This is a genomic window from Microbacterium sp. CFBP 8794 (assembly GCF_014841235.1).
Taxonomy (GTDB): Bacteria; Actinomycetota; Actinomycetes; order Actinomycetales; family Microbacteriaceae; genus Microbacterium.
On the sequence record NZ_JACYTT010000003.1, the window covers coordinates 261,066 to 274,623 of the forward strand.

The 13,558-nt window shown below is 70.3% G+C and carries 16 protein-coding genes; 3 read left to right on the plus strand and 13 right to left on the minus strand.

The window, feature by feature from the left end; all coding sequences use genetic code 11:
- Window positions 1–40: 40 nt before the first annotated feature.
- Window positions 41–286 (minus strand): twin-arginine translocase TatA/TatE family subunit, encoded by a 246-nt coding sequence (locus IFU19_RS08665; RefSeq protein ID WP_055833857.1) that lies wholly within the window; start codon window positions 284–286, stop codon window positions 41–43.
- A gap of 223 nt (window positions 287–509) precedes the next feature.
- Here IFU19_RS08665 and IFU19_RS08670 point away from each other — a divergent pair, with 223 nt between their 5' ends.
- A complete protein-coding gene (locus IFU19_RS08670) occupies window positions 510–1,175 on the plus strand; it encodes an arsenate reductase/protein-tyrosine-phosphatase family protein (protein ID WP_192013450.1) in 666 nt (221 codons plus the stop codon).
- A 286-nt stretch (window positions 1,176–1,461) separates the two neighbouring features.
- On the opposite strand, the gene IFU19_RS17145 is transcribed toward IFU19_RS08670, so the two are convergent.
- The 7 genes from IFU19_RS17145 to IFU19_RS08705 form a co-directional block, all read right to left on the minus strand.
- Window positions 1,462–1,896, minus strand: a complete 435-nt coding sequence (locus IFU19_RS17145; RefSeq protein ID WP_192013451.1) for a VanZ family protein — start codon at window positions 1,894–1,896, stop codon at window positions 1,462–1,464.
- 55 nt (window positions 1,897–1,951) lie between these two features.
- Window positions 1,952–2,116: a hypothetical protein gene (locus IFU19_RS08680; protein WP_192013452.1), complete on the minus strand. Its 165-nt coding sequence runs from the start codon at window positions 2,114–2,116 to the stop codon at window positions 1,952–1,954.
- Window positions 2,117–2,213: 97 nt separating this feature from the next.
- Window positions 2,214–4,220: an AarF/UbiB family protein gene (locus IFU19_RS08685; RefSeq protein WP_192013453.1), complete on the minus strand. Its 2,007-nt coding sequence runs from the start codon at window positions 4,218–4,220 to the stop codon at window positions 2,214–2,216.
- Between the two features lie 20 nt (window positions 4,221–4,240).
- Entirely contained in the window at window positions 4,241–4,420 is a 180-nt protein-coding gene (locus IFU19_RS17030; RefSeq protein ID WP_055936111.1) for a hypothetical protein, read from the minus strand.
- Window positions 4,421–4,576: 156 nt separating this feature from the next.
- Entirely contained in the window at window positions 4,577–4,801 is a 225-nt protein-coding gene (locus tag IFU19_RS08695; RefSeq protein WP_192013454.1) for a hypothetical protein, read from the minus strand.
- Window positions 4,802–4,995: 194 nt separating this feature from the next.
- Window positions 4,996–6,321, minus strand: a complete 1,326-nt coding sequence (locus tag IFU19_RS08700) for a nucleotide sugar dehydrogenase (RefSeq protein ID WP_191915765.1) — start codon at window positions 6,319–6,321, stop codon at window positions 4,996–4,998.
- Window positions 6,322–6,398: 77 nt separating this feature from the next.
- On the minus strand, window positions 6,399–7,883 hold the full coding sequence (locus IFU19_RS08705; RefSeq protein ID WP_342343395.1) for a sugar transferase: 1,485 nt from the start codon (window positions 7,881–7,883) through the stop codon (window positions 6,399–6,401).
- A 315-nt stretch (window positions 7,884–8,198) separates the two neighbouring features.
- Here IFU19_RS08705 and IFU19_RS08710 point away from each other — a divergent pair, with 315 nt between their 5' ends.
- Window positions 8,199–9,287 carry a PIG-L family deacetylase gene (locus IFU19_RS08710; RefSeq protein WP_192013455.1) on the plus strand — a complete coding sequence of 363 codons (1,089 nt, stop codon included), beginning with the start codon at window positions 8,199–8,201 and terminating at the stop codon, window positions 9,285–9,287.
- 10 nt (window positions 9,288–9,297) lie between these two features.
- On the opposite strand, the gene IFU19_RS08715 is transcribed toward IFU19_RS08710, so the two are convergent.
- From IFU19_RS08715 to IFU19_RS08725, 3 genes are all read right to left on the minus strand, one after another.
- Entirely contained in the window at window positions 9,298–9,516 is a 219-nt protein-coding gene (locus tag IFU19_RS08715) for a three-helix bundle dimerization domain-containing protein (RefSeq protein WP_055833876.1), read from the minus strand.
- 9 nt (window positions 9,517–9,525) lie between these two features.
- Entirely contained in the window at window positions 9,526–10,050 is a 525-nt protein-coding gene (locus tag IFU19_RS08720; RefSeq protein WP_192013456.1) for a YbhB/YbcL family Raf kinase inhibitor-like protein, read from the minus strand.
- Window positions 10,051–10,129: 79 nt separating this feature from the next.
- Window positions 10,130–10,411: a hypothetical protein gene (locus IFU19_RS08725; RefSeq protein WP_192013457.1), complete on the minus strand. Its 282-nt coding sequence runs from the start codon at window positions 10,409–10,411 to the stop codon at window positions 10,130–10,132.
- Window positions 10,412–10,649: 238 nt separating this feature from the next.
- Between IFU19_RS08725 and IFU19_RS08730 the strand changes: the two genes are divergently transcribed.
- Window positions 10,650–11,741, plus strand: coding sequence for a PIG-L family deacetylase (locus tag IFU19_RS08730; protein WP_192013458.1), 1,092 nt, complete (start codon window positions 10,650–10,652; stop codon window positions 11,739–11,741).
- A 7-nt stretch (window positions 11,742–11,748) separates the two neighbouring features.
- Here the strand turns inward: IFU19_RS08730 and IFU19_RS08735 are convergent, their stop codons facing one another.
- Together IFU19_RS08735 and IFU19_RS08740 are read right to left on the minus strand one after the other, a co-directional pair.
- Window positions 11,749–12,879: a sensor histidine kinase gene (locus IFU19_RS08735; protein ID WP_192013459.1), complete on the minus strand. Its 1,131-nt coding sequence runs from the start codon at window positions 12,877–12,879 to the stop codon at window positions 11,749–11,751.
- Window positions 12,876–13,523 (minus strand): response regulator, encoded by a 648-nt coding sequence (locus IFU19_RS08740; RefSeq protein ID WP_070408534.1) that lies wholly within the window; start codon window positions 13,521–13,523, stop codon window positions 12,876–12,878. The genes IFU19_RS08735 and IFU19_RS08740 overlap by 4 nt, the downstream gene beginning before the upstream one ends.
- Between the last annotated feature and the right edge of the window lie 35 nt (window positions 13,524–13,558).

Below are 13,558 nucleotides of genomic sequence, written 5' to 3' on the forward strand. Positions count from 1 at the left end.
GCCCCTTTCTTGCCACTCGTGCGTCGCGAGCGCGGTAACATCACGCGGGCGATGACGGGCCCGACTCGGAACGGTGGGGGAGTTCGTCCTGTGCCGCGCCGGTGGCGACCGGTTCGTCTTCGGCCTTGGCCTTCTTGTCACCGCCGGATTCGCTGCGCAGGATGCGGACCGACTCTCCGACGCTCTTGGCGAGCCCCGGGAGTTTGGCTGCGCCGAACAGAAGGAGGATGACGGCGAGGATCAGGATGAGGTGCCACCCCGAGAATGCGTTCCCAAAAATACCCATGGGGGACCTTTCGATAGCCGGACGGTTCTTCCATGCTCGACGGGGGTCGTGACTCAGCCCGCGGCGCGGGGGCAACATCGCCCGATCTGCTGCCGCACTTCACCAGCCCTGGGCTCGTGGGGTGTGCGTCCGTTCCGGTTCACCCCCGCCTGGCACTCCGGTTGACTGGCGCCGCGTGGCAGGTGTCGCGCAGAGGGAGACGTGCGATGCGCCGATGCGACCGATGATCACCAACCGCGTGCTGGTGGTCTGCACGGCCAACATGATCCGATCCCCTTTCGTCGCCGCGCTCCTGCGCACGCGTCTGGCCTCCGGCCCGGGCGCGGTGCTGGATATCTCGAGCGCCGGCACGGCGGCCCGCCCGGGGGACGCGGCGGCCGACGGCGTGATCGAGATGGGGCGTACCTACGGCCTCTCGCTGGACGAGCATCGCACTCGGCGGCTCGACGAGGGGGTGCTGCAGACCGGCGACACCGTGCTGTGCGCGGAACGCGCCCACCGCCGTGCGGTGCTGGACCTTCGCCCCGATCTCATCTCGTCGGTGTTCACGGTGCGAGAGTTCGCCCGCTCGGTCGAGACCGTGACGACCGCGGGCGGGGCCGGGAACTGGCCCGCGCTCGTGCAGGCGGCCGCTCGGGCTCGTTCCGTCGAGCGACGCGGGCTCGACGACGACATCGTCGACCCGGTCGGCCGACCGGCTGACGTGTGGCTGGCGTTCGAACGGGAGGCCACCCGGGCGGTGTCGACCATCCTCGCGTCGATCGCCTCGCTTCCCCGCATCGATGCGGAGGCCGCCGCGCAGGGCTTCATTCCCGCCACGCGGCGGGAATACAGGGGAATGCAGCTGGCAGAGCCCCCGGCCGCGCCGCCCGCGGGCTGGAGGAGCTGACGTGTTCGACATGGGCATGGACAAGCTGATCTTCGTGGGCGTCATCGTCGGGTTGATCATCGGCCCGGAGCGGTTGCGCGAATGGCGGCACTCCCTGCCGCGCGCGGTGGGTCGCATGCACGCGCTCTATCTGCAGGGCAAGTCGCAGGTCGTGGACGACCTGAATGAGCTGGCCCCCGACTGGCGCGAGTACGACCCCCGCCTGTTGCACCCGAAGCGGATTATTCGAGACCTCACCGACGCGGCGGCCCAGCAGGCGCTCGAAGCGGACCGCGACCGGGCGAAGTCAGGACATGCGGCGGGTGTCTCGCCGGGTGACGTATCGGCGTCGGATCCCCACCCCGATGGCGCCCATCACCCCGCCGAGGGTGTTCGCGACGACGTCGATCGCACTGCTCGTCCGGCCGGGGAGGAAGACGCCCTGAGCGATCTCGACCAGCAGCGGGACCGTCCACGCGATGCCCAGGAGCAGCCAGGGGCGACCGGGCAGGAGTCGCGCGAGCAGGACGCCGAAGGGGATGAGGAAGACGACGTTCGCGATGACGTCGAGGTCGACCGACCTGGCAGCGGGCACGACGGCGTACAGCCTGTCGTAGAGGAAGTCGACGCGGCGCTCGAGGTGCACGGGCCAGAACACGATCACTCCGAGGGTCACCAGGTACAGAGCCGCCGCGACGGCTCCACGGCGACGAGCGAGTGACGCGACACGAACGGAGAGCACGTCTCACCGTACGAAGGGCGCCCACCGCGGTGGAGCTCCGCGGAAGCGGGTGAGGTCAGAGGCGCGCGGGGACGAGGAGCGGGTCCGACGAGCGGCTCAGCACCGTTCTGGATTCTTCGGCGTCGGCGCGCGCCATGACGCGACCGAGCCCGATTCCCGCGGCGAGCGAGACCGTCGCCCAGAAGGCTGCGGCGATGAGGATCACGGCGAGAATGACCATGGGACTTCTCCTTCGGAGTCCGAGCGGCCACCGAACGGTGGTTGTGCTCAAAGTAGCGGTCGATCGGGCCCGGGGTCGCACCGGTGCGGGCGTGTCGTCAGTCCTTGCGACCGAACGTCCTGCGCACGATGCGGAGTAAGCCGAGGAATCCGAAGAGACCGACGACGGCTCCGAGCACGGCGAAGAGCGTGACGTCGCCGCCGAGGACCGGACCGCCTCCCGCGAGGATCAGGACCACCGCGATCACGACGGCGGCGATCGAGACGAGGGTGGAGGCCACCTCGGCGGTGACCCGCCCGAGGATGCCGCTGACGTCGTCGCCGTCGTCACTGCGCAGCGTGATGCCGATCGACCCCTTCTCCACACCGGTCAGCAGAGCATCGAGGCGGCGCGGGATGTTCTCCAACCGCGCCATCGTGATGACGCTCTGCGCCTGGAGGTCGGTCGCCATGCGCTTGAGGGACACCGTGCGGCGCAGCAGCGTCGGCATGAGCGGGAGCGCGCGCCCGACCATGTCGAAGTCGTCGACGATCACGCGCAGGCAGCCCTCGAGGGTGGCGAAGCTGCGGAACGCCGAGGCCAGCTCGCCCGGGAGAGCGATGCGGTGCTGACGGATGACGTCGACCATGCGCGTGAAGATGGATCCCTGGCCGCCGGTGCGCAGATGCTCCGTGGTCAACACGATCCCGACGTCATGACGGAAAGCCTCGAGGTCGACGTCGGCCGGGGCGTCCACGATGAGCAGAAGCGCGTCGGTCGCGGCGACGTCGTTCTCACTGAGGGCGGCGAGGAGCAGAGCGGTCATGTGCTGTCTGCGGCTGCGCTCGATGATCCCGACCGCGCCGAAGTCGATGAGCCCGAGGGTGCCGTCTTCTTTCAGGAGGACGTTGCCGGGGTGCAGGTCGGCGTGGAAGACGCCGTAGACGAGGATCTGCTCGATCACGGTGGACATCAGCACCTGGGCCAGCCGGTCGCGTTGCTCGGCGTCGAGAGCGGCGAGGTGATCCGCGGAATCGCTCAGCGCGACGCCGTCGACGAGCTCCATCGTGAGGACACGCTGCCCGGACGCGGCGGCGAACACCTCGGGCACGGTGACGACACCGCGCCGCTCGGGCTCGGCGCGATCGATGAGATCGAGAGTCGAGTGGATCATGCGCGTGTTGCGCGCTTCGATGCGGTAGTTGAGCTCTTCGACGAGGGTGGCGGTGAATCCGCGGGCGACGGACTCGATGCGCAGATCCCGACCCACCCGCGTGCGGGCCTCGGCGCGATGAGCGAGCCGGCCGATGATGTCGGCATCGGCCTCCACCTGTGCGCGTGCCGCGGGTCGCTGAACCTTCACCACGACGGGGGTGCCGTCGAGGAGGTGGGCGCGGTGAACCTGCGCGACGGAGGCCGCGGCGAGGGGAACGGGGTCGACGTCGGCGTAGACCTCGTCGATGGAGGCGCCCAGATCGTCTTCGATGACCGCGCGGACGGTGTCCCAGGGAAGAGTGGTGGCGCTCGTCTGCAGAGATGCGAGCGCGCTGAGATACGGCTCGGGGATGAGGTCGCGGCGGGTGGAGAGCACCTGGCCCAGCTTGACGAAGCTGACTCCGGCATCGTTGATGGTGGCGACGATGGCCTTCGCGCGTTCCTCCGAGGTGCTGAGCTCGGCCTCGACGCGGGAGCCGCCGCCATGGAAGAGCCAGCCGACGCCGTGGCGGGAGGCGATCGTGAGGATCTCGAGGTAGCGCCGAGTGCGTTTGCGTTGGCGCAGGGCTGCCCGCACGAGGTCGACGGGATTGGGCAGTGGTCGGGTCGGGAAGATCGCCTCGATGGCGACGAGGGTGGCCACCCCGAGGGCGAACACCCACGCCAGGGACAGGGCGATCAGGCCGATCCACAGCCAGACGTCCTGCGCGGGGATCACGGTCGTCCCCTCGGGAAGACCGGTCTGGCGCAACGTCCATTCGGCGGAGGGGACGCCGAGGAAGAAGACGAGGAGCCCGACCACGATGCTGCGGGGCCAGCCGACGGCGGTCCCGAGAATGCGGCGCGCCACGAACCCGACCAGGACCGCCGAAACGATGGCGGAGATCGAGATGAGGATGCTGGCGATCACGGGGTCAGCGTATCCGGCCGTCAGCCGATCTGCGGCAGAGCGCACTCGGGGCAGCGCCACCAGACGCCGCGCAGCCCGCTCTCGGGCGTGGTCGTGGCGAGACAGCGCCGGCAGGTCGGTGCGAACCCGCCGAGGAGGTCGAGGTCGTCGCCGGCGTCGTGCGAGGCGGCGTGTGCGGCGAGGCGTGGCGCAGAAGTCACGGGGTCTCCTTCGGGTTGTGCAGCATCTTTGCATGCGCATGTGCGAAGAGGGTGGCGTCATCCACAGGGGAGCATCCGCCCTCGGGGCGACGCGGGCACGACGTCCGCAGAAGACGTCCCCGGGCCGCACCGAGGAGGTGCGGCCCGGGGTCATGCTCACTTACGCAGCTGGCGCATCGTCTTCTTCGCGCGCTTCTCGGCGGCGGCGGCGGCCTTCCTTGCCGCCTTGTGGCGACGCTTGCGTGCACGAGGGTCGTTCCACAGGCGCACCACCTGGTGACCGACCGACTCCCGGTTCTTGACCTGTACACGCGATGCCCGCGCGCCGATGACGTAGGCGATGAACACGATCGCGCCGACCGCGATGACCTTGTTGCGCATGGCATCCTCTTCCTCTTCGATGTGCTCCGTGGCGAGAGGTCACGAAGACCCGCTCACGATGGAGACGTATCGGGACACCGATTCGTCACGCCCGCGGCCGAACCCGGGTCGCGGATCTCATCGTCGCGGTGCGCTCGCCGGAATGCGGAAGACGCCCCGACCGAGCGGTCGGGGCGTCTTCCGTCGGGCAGGGATCAGGGGCGACCCATGCCGAAGTAGGTCCAGCCGGCGGCTCGCCATGCGGCCGGGTCGAGGCAGTTGCGGCCGTCGACGACGACGCGTCCCCGCGCGAGCGAGGCGGCGTGCTCGGGGGAGAGCTCGCGACGGTACTCGTCCCACTCGGTGACGACGATGACGGCGTCGGCGTCGCGCAGGGTCTCGTCGAGGTCGCGCTCGTACGTCAGCTGCGGGTGGATGCGGCGGGCGTTGTCGATCGCGGCCGGGTCGGTGAGGGTGACCTTCGCGCCCAGACCGTGCAGACGCACGGCGACGTCGAGCGCGGGGGAGTCGCGGATGTCGTCGCTGTGGGGCTTGAACGCCGCGCCGAGCACGGCGATCTTCTTCTCGAAGACGCTGCCGCCCAGGGCTTCGGTGGTGAGTTCGACGGCCCGGTCGCGTCGGCGGAGGTTGATCGCGTCGATCTCTCGCAGGAAGGCGACGGACTCGCCCCGCCCGAGCTCCTCGGCACGAGCCGAGAAGGCGCGGATGTCCTTCGGGAGGCACCCGCCGCCGAAGCCGATGCCCGCACCCAGGAAGCGCCGACCGATACGGGCGTCGTGGCCGATGGCATCCGCCAACGTCGTGACGTCGGCACCCGTGACCTCGGCGATCTCGGCGATCGCGTTGATGAAGCTGATCTTGGTCGCCAGGAACGCGTTGGCCGACACCTTCACCAGTTCCGCGGTGGCGTAGTCGGTGACGATGAAGGGCGTGCCCTTGGCGATGGAGGGGTGGTAGACCTCGCGGAGCACCTGAGCAGTGCGCTCTCCTTCGGCCGAGGGGGCGCCGTTCTCGGTGGGCACACCGGCGACGAGGCGATCGGGGTCGATCGTGTCCTGGACGGCCCAGCCCTCGCGGAGGAACTCGGGGTTCCACACCAGGGTCGCGCCGCGCTCGGCCACGCTCGGCGCGAGCCGCGCGGCGGTGCCGACCGGGACGGTCGACTTGCCGGCGACGATGTCGCCCTCGCTGAGGAACGGCAGAAGGCCCTCGATCGCGGCGTTCACGTAGGTGAGGTCGGCGGCGTGGCTTCCCGCCTGCTGCGGCGTTCCGACGCCGACGAAGTGCACCTTGGCGCCCTGGGCGGCAGACATGTCGGTGGTGAAGGTCAGGCGGCCCGACTCGATGCCCTCGGTCAGGATCTCCTGCAGGCCGGGCTCGAAGAAGGGGGCCTCCCCCTTGTTCAGGGTGGCGATCTTCCGTTCGTCGACATCGATACCGACGACGTCGTGACCGATGGAGGCCATCGCGGCCGCGTGAACGGCTCCCAGGTACCCGCAACCCACTACAGACAAGCGCACGATTCAGAGCCTTCCAGATTCCTGACGACGCGACCCGGTGACACCGGGTCGCGGACCCGCGAGGGAGCGCGGGGATTTCACGCGGCCGTCTCGCCCGGCGCCAGGGCGGCGCGGGCGGTTCTGCCGAGAATGACGAAGTCGCCGAGAAGGGTCCAGTTCTCGACGTAGGAGAGGTCGAGGCGTACCGACTCCTCCCAGGACAGTGACGAGCGGCCGCTGACCTGCCAGAGACCCGTGATGCCGGGCTTGGCGAGGAAGCGACGGTGCACGTGGTCGGCGTACAACGCGACCTCGGACGGCAGAGGCGGACGCGGGCCGACGAGCGACATCGAGCCGCCGATGACGTTGAACAGCTGGGGGAGCTCGTCGAGGCTGAACTTGCGCATGATGCGGCCGATGCGTGTCACGCGCGGATCGTTCTTCATCTTGAACAGCACCTCGTTGCCCGCATCGCGCTGCTGCGCGGCGAGCTCCTGCAGGAGCTCTTCGGCGTTGACGACCATGCTGCGGAACTTGATCATCGTGAACTCGCGGCCGCGGAATCCGACGCGCGTCTGCCGGAAGAAGACGGGCCCGTCGCTGGTGAGGCGCACGGTGATCATGAGGAAGAGCAGGAGGGGGCTGAGCAGGACGACGCCGATGGAGGCGGACACGAGGTCGACGCTGCGCTTGAGGAAGCTCTGGCCGCGCGAGAACTTGGGCGTCTCCACGTGGATGAGCGGCAGCCCCGCCACCGGCCGCGTGTGCAGACGGGGACCGGCGATGTCGATGATGCTGGGGGCGAGCACGAGGTGCTGCTTGCCCGCTTCGAGACTCCAGGAGATCTGCTTGACCTTGTCGGCCGGCAGATCGTCGGCGCTCGTGATCGCGACGGTGTCGGCGCCGGTGGCATCGAGGGCGCTCGTCACATCTCCGACGTGTCCCATCACGGGGATGTCGGTCCCGGGGATGACGTCGGCGATCTTGCCATTCGGCACGCAGGCGCCGACCACGCGGTAGCCGGCGCTCGGCGTGCGGGCGAATTCGCGAGCGAGCTGCGTCACCGACGCGAGCGAACCGACGAGGAGCACGTTTGCCGAGTACTTGCCGGTCGAGCGCTGGACGATGAGCCAACGACGCCACATCCAGCGGGTGAAGATGAGCACCAGGATGCCGAGGGGGAGGCTGATCAGGAGGTACCCGCGGGCGACATCGATCTGGGTGAGGAAGGCGATGATCGCGACGGTGCCGAAGAGTCGGAAGCTGGCGTCGGCGATGCGCACGTACTCCTGCGAGCCGGTTCCGATGACCCGGTCGCTGCGGGAGTCGACGAAGGCCAGGGCCCACATCCACGTGAGGATGAGGAGGGCCGAGAACACCCAGTACGACAGATCGGTGATGCGGGAGTCGCGCCCCGCCGCCACCTGAGCGTTGCCGAGACCGAACCACAGCAGCTGGGTTCCGTACACGACCCACGTCAGCGAGAACAGGTCGGTGAGGGCGAGATTGCGTCGATAGCGACGGCGCCACGGAACGTGTCGGCTGGAGGCGGGCTGCGAGATCCGCTCAGCACGAGCGGGCACGGGCAACTCCGCGTCGAACGACGGTGTCGCGCTTTCCCTGAGGTCGAAGGTCACGTGTGTAGCTCCTCCCCCCGGGTCGAGCTCGTCGGTTTCACCTCGTGAACAATAACAGGGAAGAATCACCCGACAAGTCACCCAGCGCTTCCTGTCATCTCGTCGTCAAATGCCGGAAACCCGGGCGGCATCACCCAGGGGGTGAATCTTGGGCCCGACGGCGGGCGTCCCCTACACTCGGGCAGCGGATCGGCCCTCTCGCCGGACCTGCACACGCACCCGCCGAGCGGGGTGTCGCACCGCCCGCCCGGAGGATCACAGATGTCCCGCGTCTCGACGCCCTCGCGACGTTCCCGCCGTCGGCGTCGATCCGCCGCGGTGGTCGCAGCCCTCGTCGCCGTCGTACTCGTCGCAGTCGCCGCCGCCGTCGCCTTCTCGCTCGGCCGCGCGGCCGACATCGTGGCATCGGCGCCGCCGTCGGCCGCGGGGACGCCGACTCCCTCCGTCGCGCCGTCTCCGTCGGTGACCCCCATCCCCACGTCGACCCCCACCCTGATCTCGACTCCCGCACCCCTGTCGCCGGCGGCGCAGCCCTGCGACGGTCATCCGACCCTCATGAGCGTGTGGGCGCATCCCGACGACGACATCATCTTCGGCAACCCGGCCATCTCCGACGCCATCTCGGCCGGCGACTGCGTGCGGACCGTGTTCCTCACCGCCGGCGACGCGGGCAAGGGGCAGGGGTACACGTCGTCGCGGGAGCTCGGCATCCTGCGCGCGTACAACTCCATGCGCGGGGTGAGCGGATTGTGGGACACCGACGAGATCGTGCTCGACACGGGGATGCACGTGACCCGTCTCACTCCGCAGAACGATCCACGTCTGTCGGTCGTGTTCGTGCGCCTCCCCGACGGCAACATCACCGACGGGGGATTCGCCTCGACCGGCCACGCGACGCTCAGCAAGCTGCTCGACGGGACGATCCCCACGCTGTCGCCGACCGACGGCGGCCCCGATGTGACGCTCGCTCAGCTGTCGGACAGCCTCATCGAGCTCGCCGAGGCGTGGCAGCCGAGTACCGTTCTCACCCACATCCCGCGTGGCAGCGCCTTCGCGCCGGGAGACCACCCCGATCACTCGGTCACCGGCACCCTCGTGCGCGATGCCCTCGGATCCCTCCCCGCGGTGGCACCCGGCATCCGGTACCTCGTGGGGTACCCGTCGGAGAAGCTGCCGCGCAACCTCGACGGCGAACAACTGGACGCCAAGATCGAGACCTACCGCGTCTACACGCAGCAGGACGAGGTCATCCGCTGCGCCGATCGGTCGGCCTGCCTGGGCACCCGGCGTTTCGGCGAGTGGCTGCAGCGGTCATACCCGAAGAGCGAGGCCGAGCTGCAGATGGGCTGAGCCCGACGGCTCAGTCGGCCTGCAGTTCTTGCTCGACGCGGGCGCGGGCTTCGCGCTCGGCGATGATGTCGACGAAGTCCTTCACCGGTGCGTCGGCGAACTTCTCGACCGCGACCACCGCCTCGTGGTGGACCACGTCGGGCTCGGCCTCGGGGAAACGGTCGTGGAGACGTTCCTCGACGCCGGAGACGGTCGCGTCCTTGTCGAAGCCCTCGCTGCGCTGCGTCATCGGTCGTCCTCAGTGCTGATAGGTGCCGTGGACGATGGCGCGTCCGAGGGTCGAGAAGGCCAGACCGAACGAGACGGCGGCGGGAGTGGCATCCGGATCCGCCCCGAGGGAGTCGGCGCCCACCGCGTGGACGACGAAGAAGTAACGGTGGGGCTGATCGCCCTTGGGGGGAGCGGCGCCCAGGAAGCCGGCGTGACCTCCGTCGTTGCGGACGTGGAACGCACCGGCGGGGAGCTCGCCGCCCGCGAATCCGGCCGGGATCTCGGTCAGGTCGGCGGGGAGATCGACGAGGACCCAGTGCCAGAAGCCGCTCGGCGTCGGGGCATCGGGGTCGAAACAGGTGATCGTGAACGACTTCGTCCCCTCGGGGACGTTCGACCAACGCAGGTGCGGGGACGTGTTGCCCTTGTCGGCCACCTGGTCGTCGGAGAGCGGCTGCCCCTCGCGCACATCATCGCTGACCACATCGAACGCCGCCACGGAGGGGAGGAGCGGATACGGGTCGGGCGACTGCGCACGCGTGAGGTCGGTCATGACGGAACTCTAAACACGGCGGCCGTGGCCCCCCGAGGGGTTGCCGAGGCAGGAGCGGAGAGGTAACGGATGCCGGAACTCACTGCGCCAGCGCGAGCAGCGATCGCGCGGCTTCGCGGCATCCGTCGGGGGCGGGCAGACCGTAATCGACCTCGACGACCGTTCTGAGGTCGTCGGCCAACTGCTCGACGGACGGGCGGGATGACAGCGCCGCCAGGATCGGAAGGATCAGGTCGTCGTACTCGTCGTCGGGCCAGCCGTGGCCGATGTGATGCACACCGATCGGGTCCCACTGGTTCAGGACGGCGCGTACACGCAGGGCGGCGGGCGACAGTGACCGCGGCTTCGAAGACGTCTGCATGGGGCGAGTGTCCCCAGCGGTCTTAGGTGCCGGCTGGGTGTCTTCGATGTACGGGGTGCGTGCGCCGCGGCCCGGAGAGGTCGATCTCCGCCGGATGGCCACACCGTCCCCGCCGCGCGGCGGGGGTGTGCGGGTCGGGCCAGCGCAAGGGTGGGTGTGCGCGATACCGTCGAGACGGTGGTGCCGCCGCGACGACCCGAGCGCGGAGCGGCACCGCACGAAAGAGAACGGAGCCACCGTGAGCGACGCACAGCCGCCGTCCCCCGACGAATCCCGGGACGGCGAGGCCTCGCGCGACGCGGACGCGGACGCGGCGCTCGCCCGGGCGCGCCGTGTCGTGGTGACTCGACGGGTGGCCATCGCGGGGGGTCTCACCCTTCTGGGGCTGGGCGGAGGGGCGCTGCTCTATCGTCAGGCGCGACGCTCGGACGGTCCCGACGGGGCGTGGGTGCCGCTGGCTCCCATCGTGCCCGGACCGCTGCCGTCTGCGATACCGACCTCTCCGGCCGCCGAGCCCCCCGGCCTCGACACCACGCTCGCGGTGTGGGCCCACGCCGACGACGACATCATCTTCGCCAACCCCGCGCTCGCCGGGGCCATCCGCAGCGGCGGGACCGTGCGCGCCGTCTACGTCACGGCCGGCGACGCCGGGCGGGGCCTCGCCTACGCCGAGAAGCGCGAGGCCGGCATCCGCGCCGCGTACGACTGCATGCGCGGAAGCACCGCGCCCTGGGCGACCACGCAGATCGAGCTGCACAGCGGTGCGCGGGTGACCCGCTTCGTCCCTTCGGACGATCCTCGGCTCTCGATCACCGTGCTGCGTCTGGCCGATGGAAACCTGGATGCCACCGGGTTCGCCTCGACGGGGAGTGCCGGCCTGACCCAGCTCATCAACGGGGCGACGCCGACTCTGCATCCGATCGACGGCGCACCCGCGTACACACTCGACATGCTGACGGCGACCCTCGCCGAGCTCGCCGATGCGGCCCGGCCCCAGCGCGTGTCGACGAACGTGCCGCACGGCAGCGCCTTCGCGCGCGGCGACCACCCCGACCACTCCGCCGTGGGGTCGCTGATGCGCGCGATCGTGCCGACCGTCGGCATTCCGGCCGCAGCGGTGTCGTACTTCGTCGGGTACCCCTCGAAGCGCGAGCCGGCGAACGTCACGGGGGCGCTCCTCGACGACAAGGTCGACATCTACGAGACCTACGCCGCTCACGACCCGGTGGTCACGTGCGAGAACGCCTCGGCCTGCCTCGCCCAACCGGGCTTCGGGCAATGGCTGCGGCGGTCGTACGCCAAGAGCGACGACGAGCTCCGGCTCGCCTGACGCCCGCTCAGCTCTCGGTCTCGCGCCGCGGCACCGACACGGCCAGGCGGAAGCCGCCGTCGACACCCTCGGCCGCATGCAGGCGGCCGCCGAGGAGTTCGGCCCGTTCGCGCAGCCCCCGCAGCCCCGTGCCGCTGGAGGGGAGGCGCAGGCGGGCCGCCCGGGCGGCGTCGTTCTGCACGACCACGTCGATGCTCGAGGTGGAGGCCGTCGCGGTCACGCGAACGAGGGCTCCCGGTGCGTGCTTGCGGGCATTGGTCAGCCCCTCCTGCACCGTGCGGTACACCGCGCGCTGCACCGCGGGGGTGAGGTCGGAGGGGAGGTCGGCCTCGAGCCGGGCATCGAGTCCGCTGTCGGCGATCAGCCGGGGGAGGTCGGCGAGGGTGGGCTGCGGGGCGGGGGAGTCGGTGGTCGCTCCGTCGGCGCGCAGCACGCTCACCATCTGCCGCAGCTCGTCGAGGGTGCGCACCGAGAGAGTGCGGATGATGCCGGCCACGCGCCGCGCTTCGGGATCGGGCGAGGCGACCTGGAGCGCACCGGCCTGCACGGCCGTCAGGCTCACCTGGTGCGACACGACGTCATGCATCTCGCGCGAGATGCGGGCCCGTTCCCGCCGCAGGACGTCCTGCTCATCGCGGCGGCGCTCGCTCTCACGCGCGGCCGACAGCTCGGCCACCCGGGCGGAGAGCTCGAGGCGCGTGCGCACGAGGGCGCCGAGCGCGATCGGGGTCGCGGCGTACATGAGGGCGTACAGGAGCGAGGGCGCCAGATAGTCGAGCGGGGGCAGCTGCCAGTCGGGGAGCAGGAAGCAGGCGAACGTTACTGCGCCCGCGCCCACCAGCAGCGGGATCCGCCGCACGCGCACCGCCACGGAGTACAGGGCGATGGGAGCGGCGACGGTCATGGCATCCACCACCAGCCCCGGGAGGACGAGGGCGAAAGCCACCCAGGGCAGGCGCCGGCGCACCAGGAGCCCCGCCACGGCGAGCAGCGCCCACGCCGACTCGATCGGCGACCACCCCGGTAGCAACACGGCCACGTCGAGCAGGGCCGCGGCGGCCAGGGCGACATCGATCGTCGCGTCGAAGACCCGGCTCCCGGCGAACGCCGCCCATCGCGCCCGGATCGCCGAGATCATCCGCGCCCGCCGCGACGCCCCGCGCGTTCGGCGATGAGCGCCGCCTCCAACCGCGACGAGACCGACATCTTGCCGAGGATGGCGCTCACGTGGTCTTTCACGGTGGCCCCGCTGAGATGCAGCCGCTTGCCGATCTCGGCGTTCGACTCGCCCGTCGGCAGGCAGGCCAGCACGTCGCGTTCTCGATCGGTCAGCAGTGCGACCCGTCGAGACGCCTCGCGGTCGGTCGCCCCCGCGTACCCCTCGACGAGGGTGCGCGAGACCTGGGGCGAGAGCACGACCCCGCCGGCCGCGAGCGTGCGCACCATCGCGGCCAGGTGCTCGGGAGCCGTGTCTTTGACGAGGAACCCCGCGGCGCCCTCGTGCAGGGCGCGCGCGATGTACTCGTCGGTGTCGAACGTCGTGAGGATGCCGATGACGGGGCGATCCGCGTCGGTGGCGAGTTCCGTCAGGATCTCGAGCCCACTGCGGCCGGGCATGCGGATGTCGAGCAGCGCCACGTCGGGCTTCTCGCGGCGGATCACCTCGACCGCGACGTCGCCGTCGACCGCCGCGACCACGTCGATGTCGGGGGAGGCGCCGAGGATCATCTCGAAACCGGAGCGCACGAGCGCCTCATCGTCGACGACAACCACGCGGATCACGACAGTCACTGTACGCGCGGGGCTCCACGCGCGGG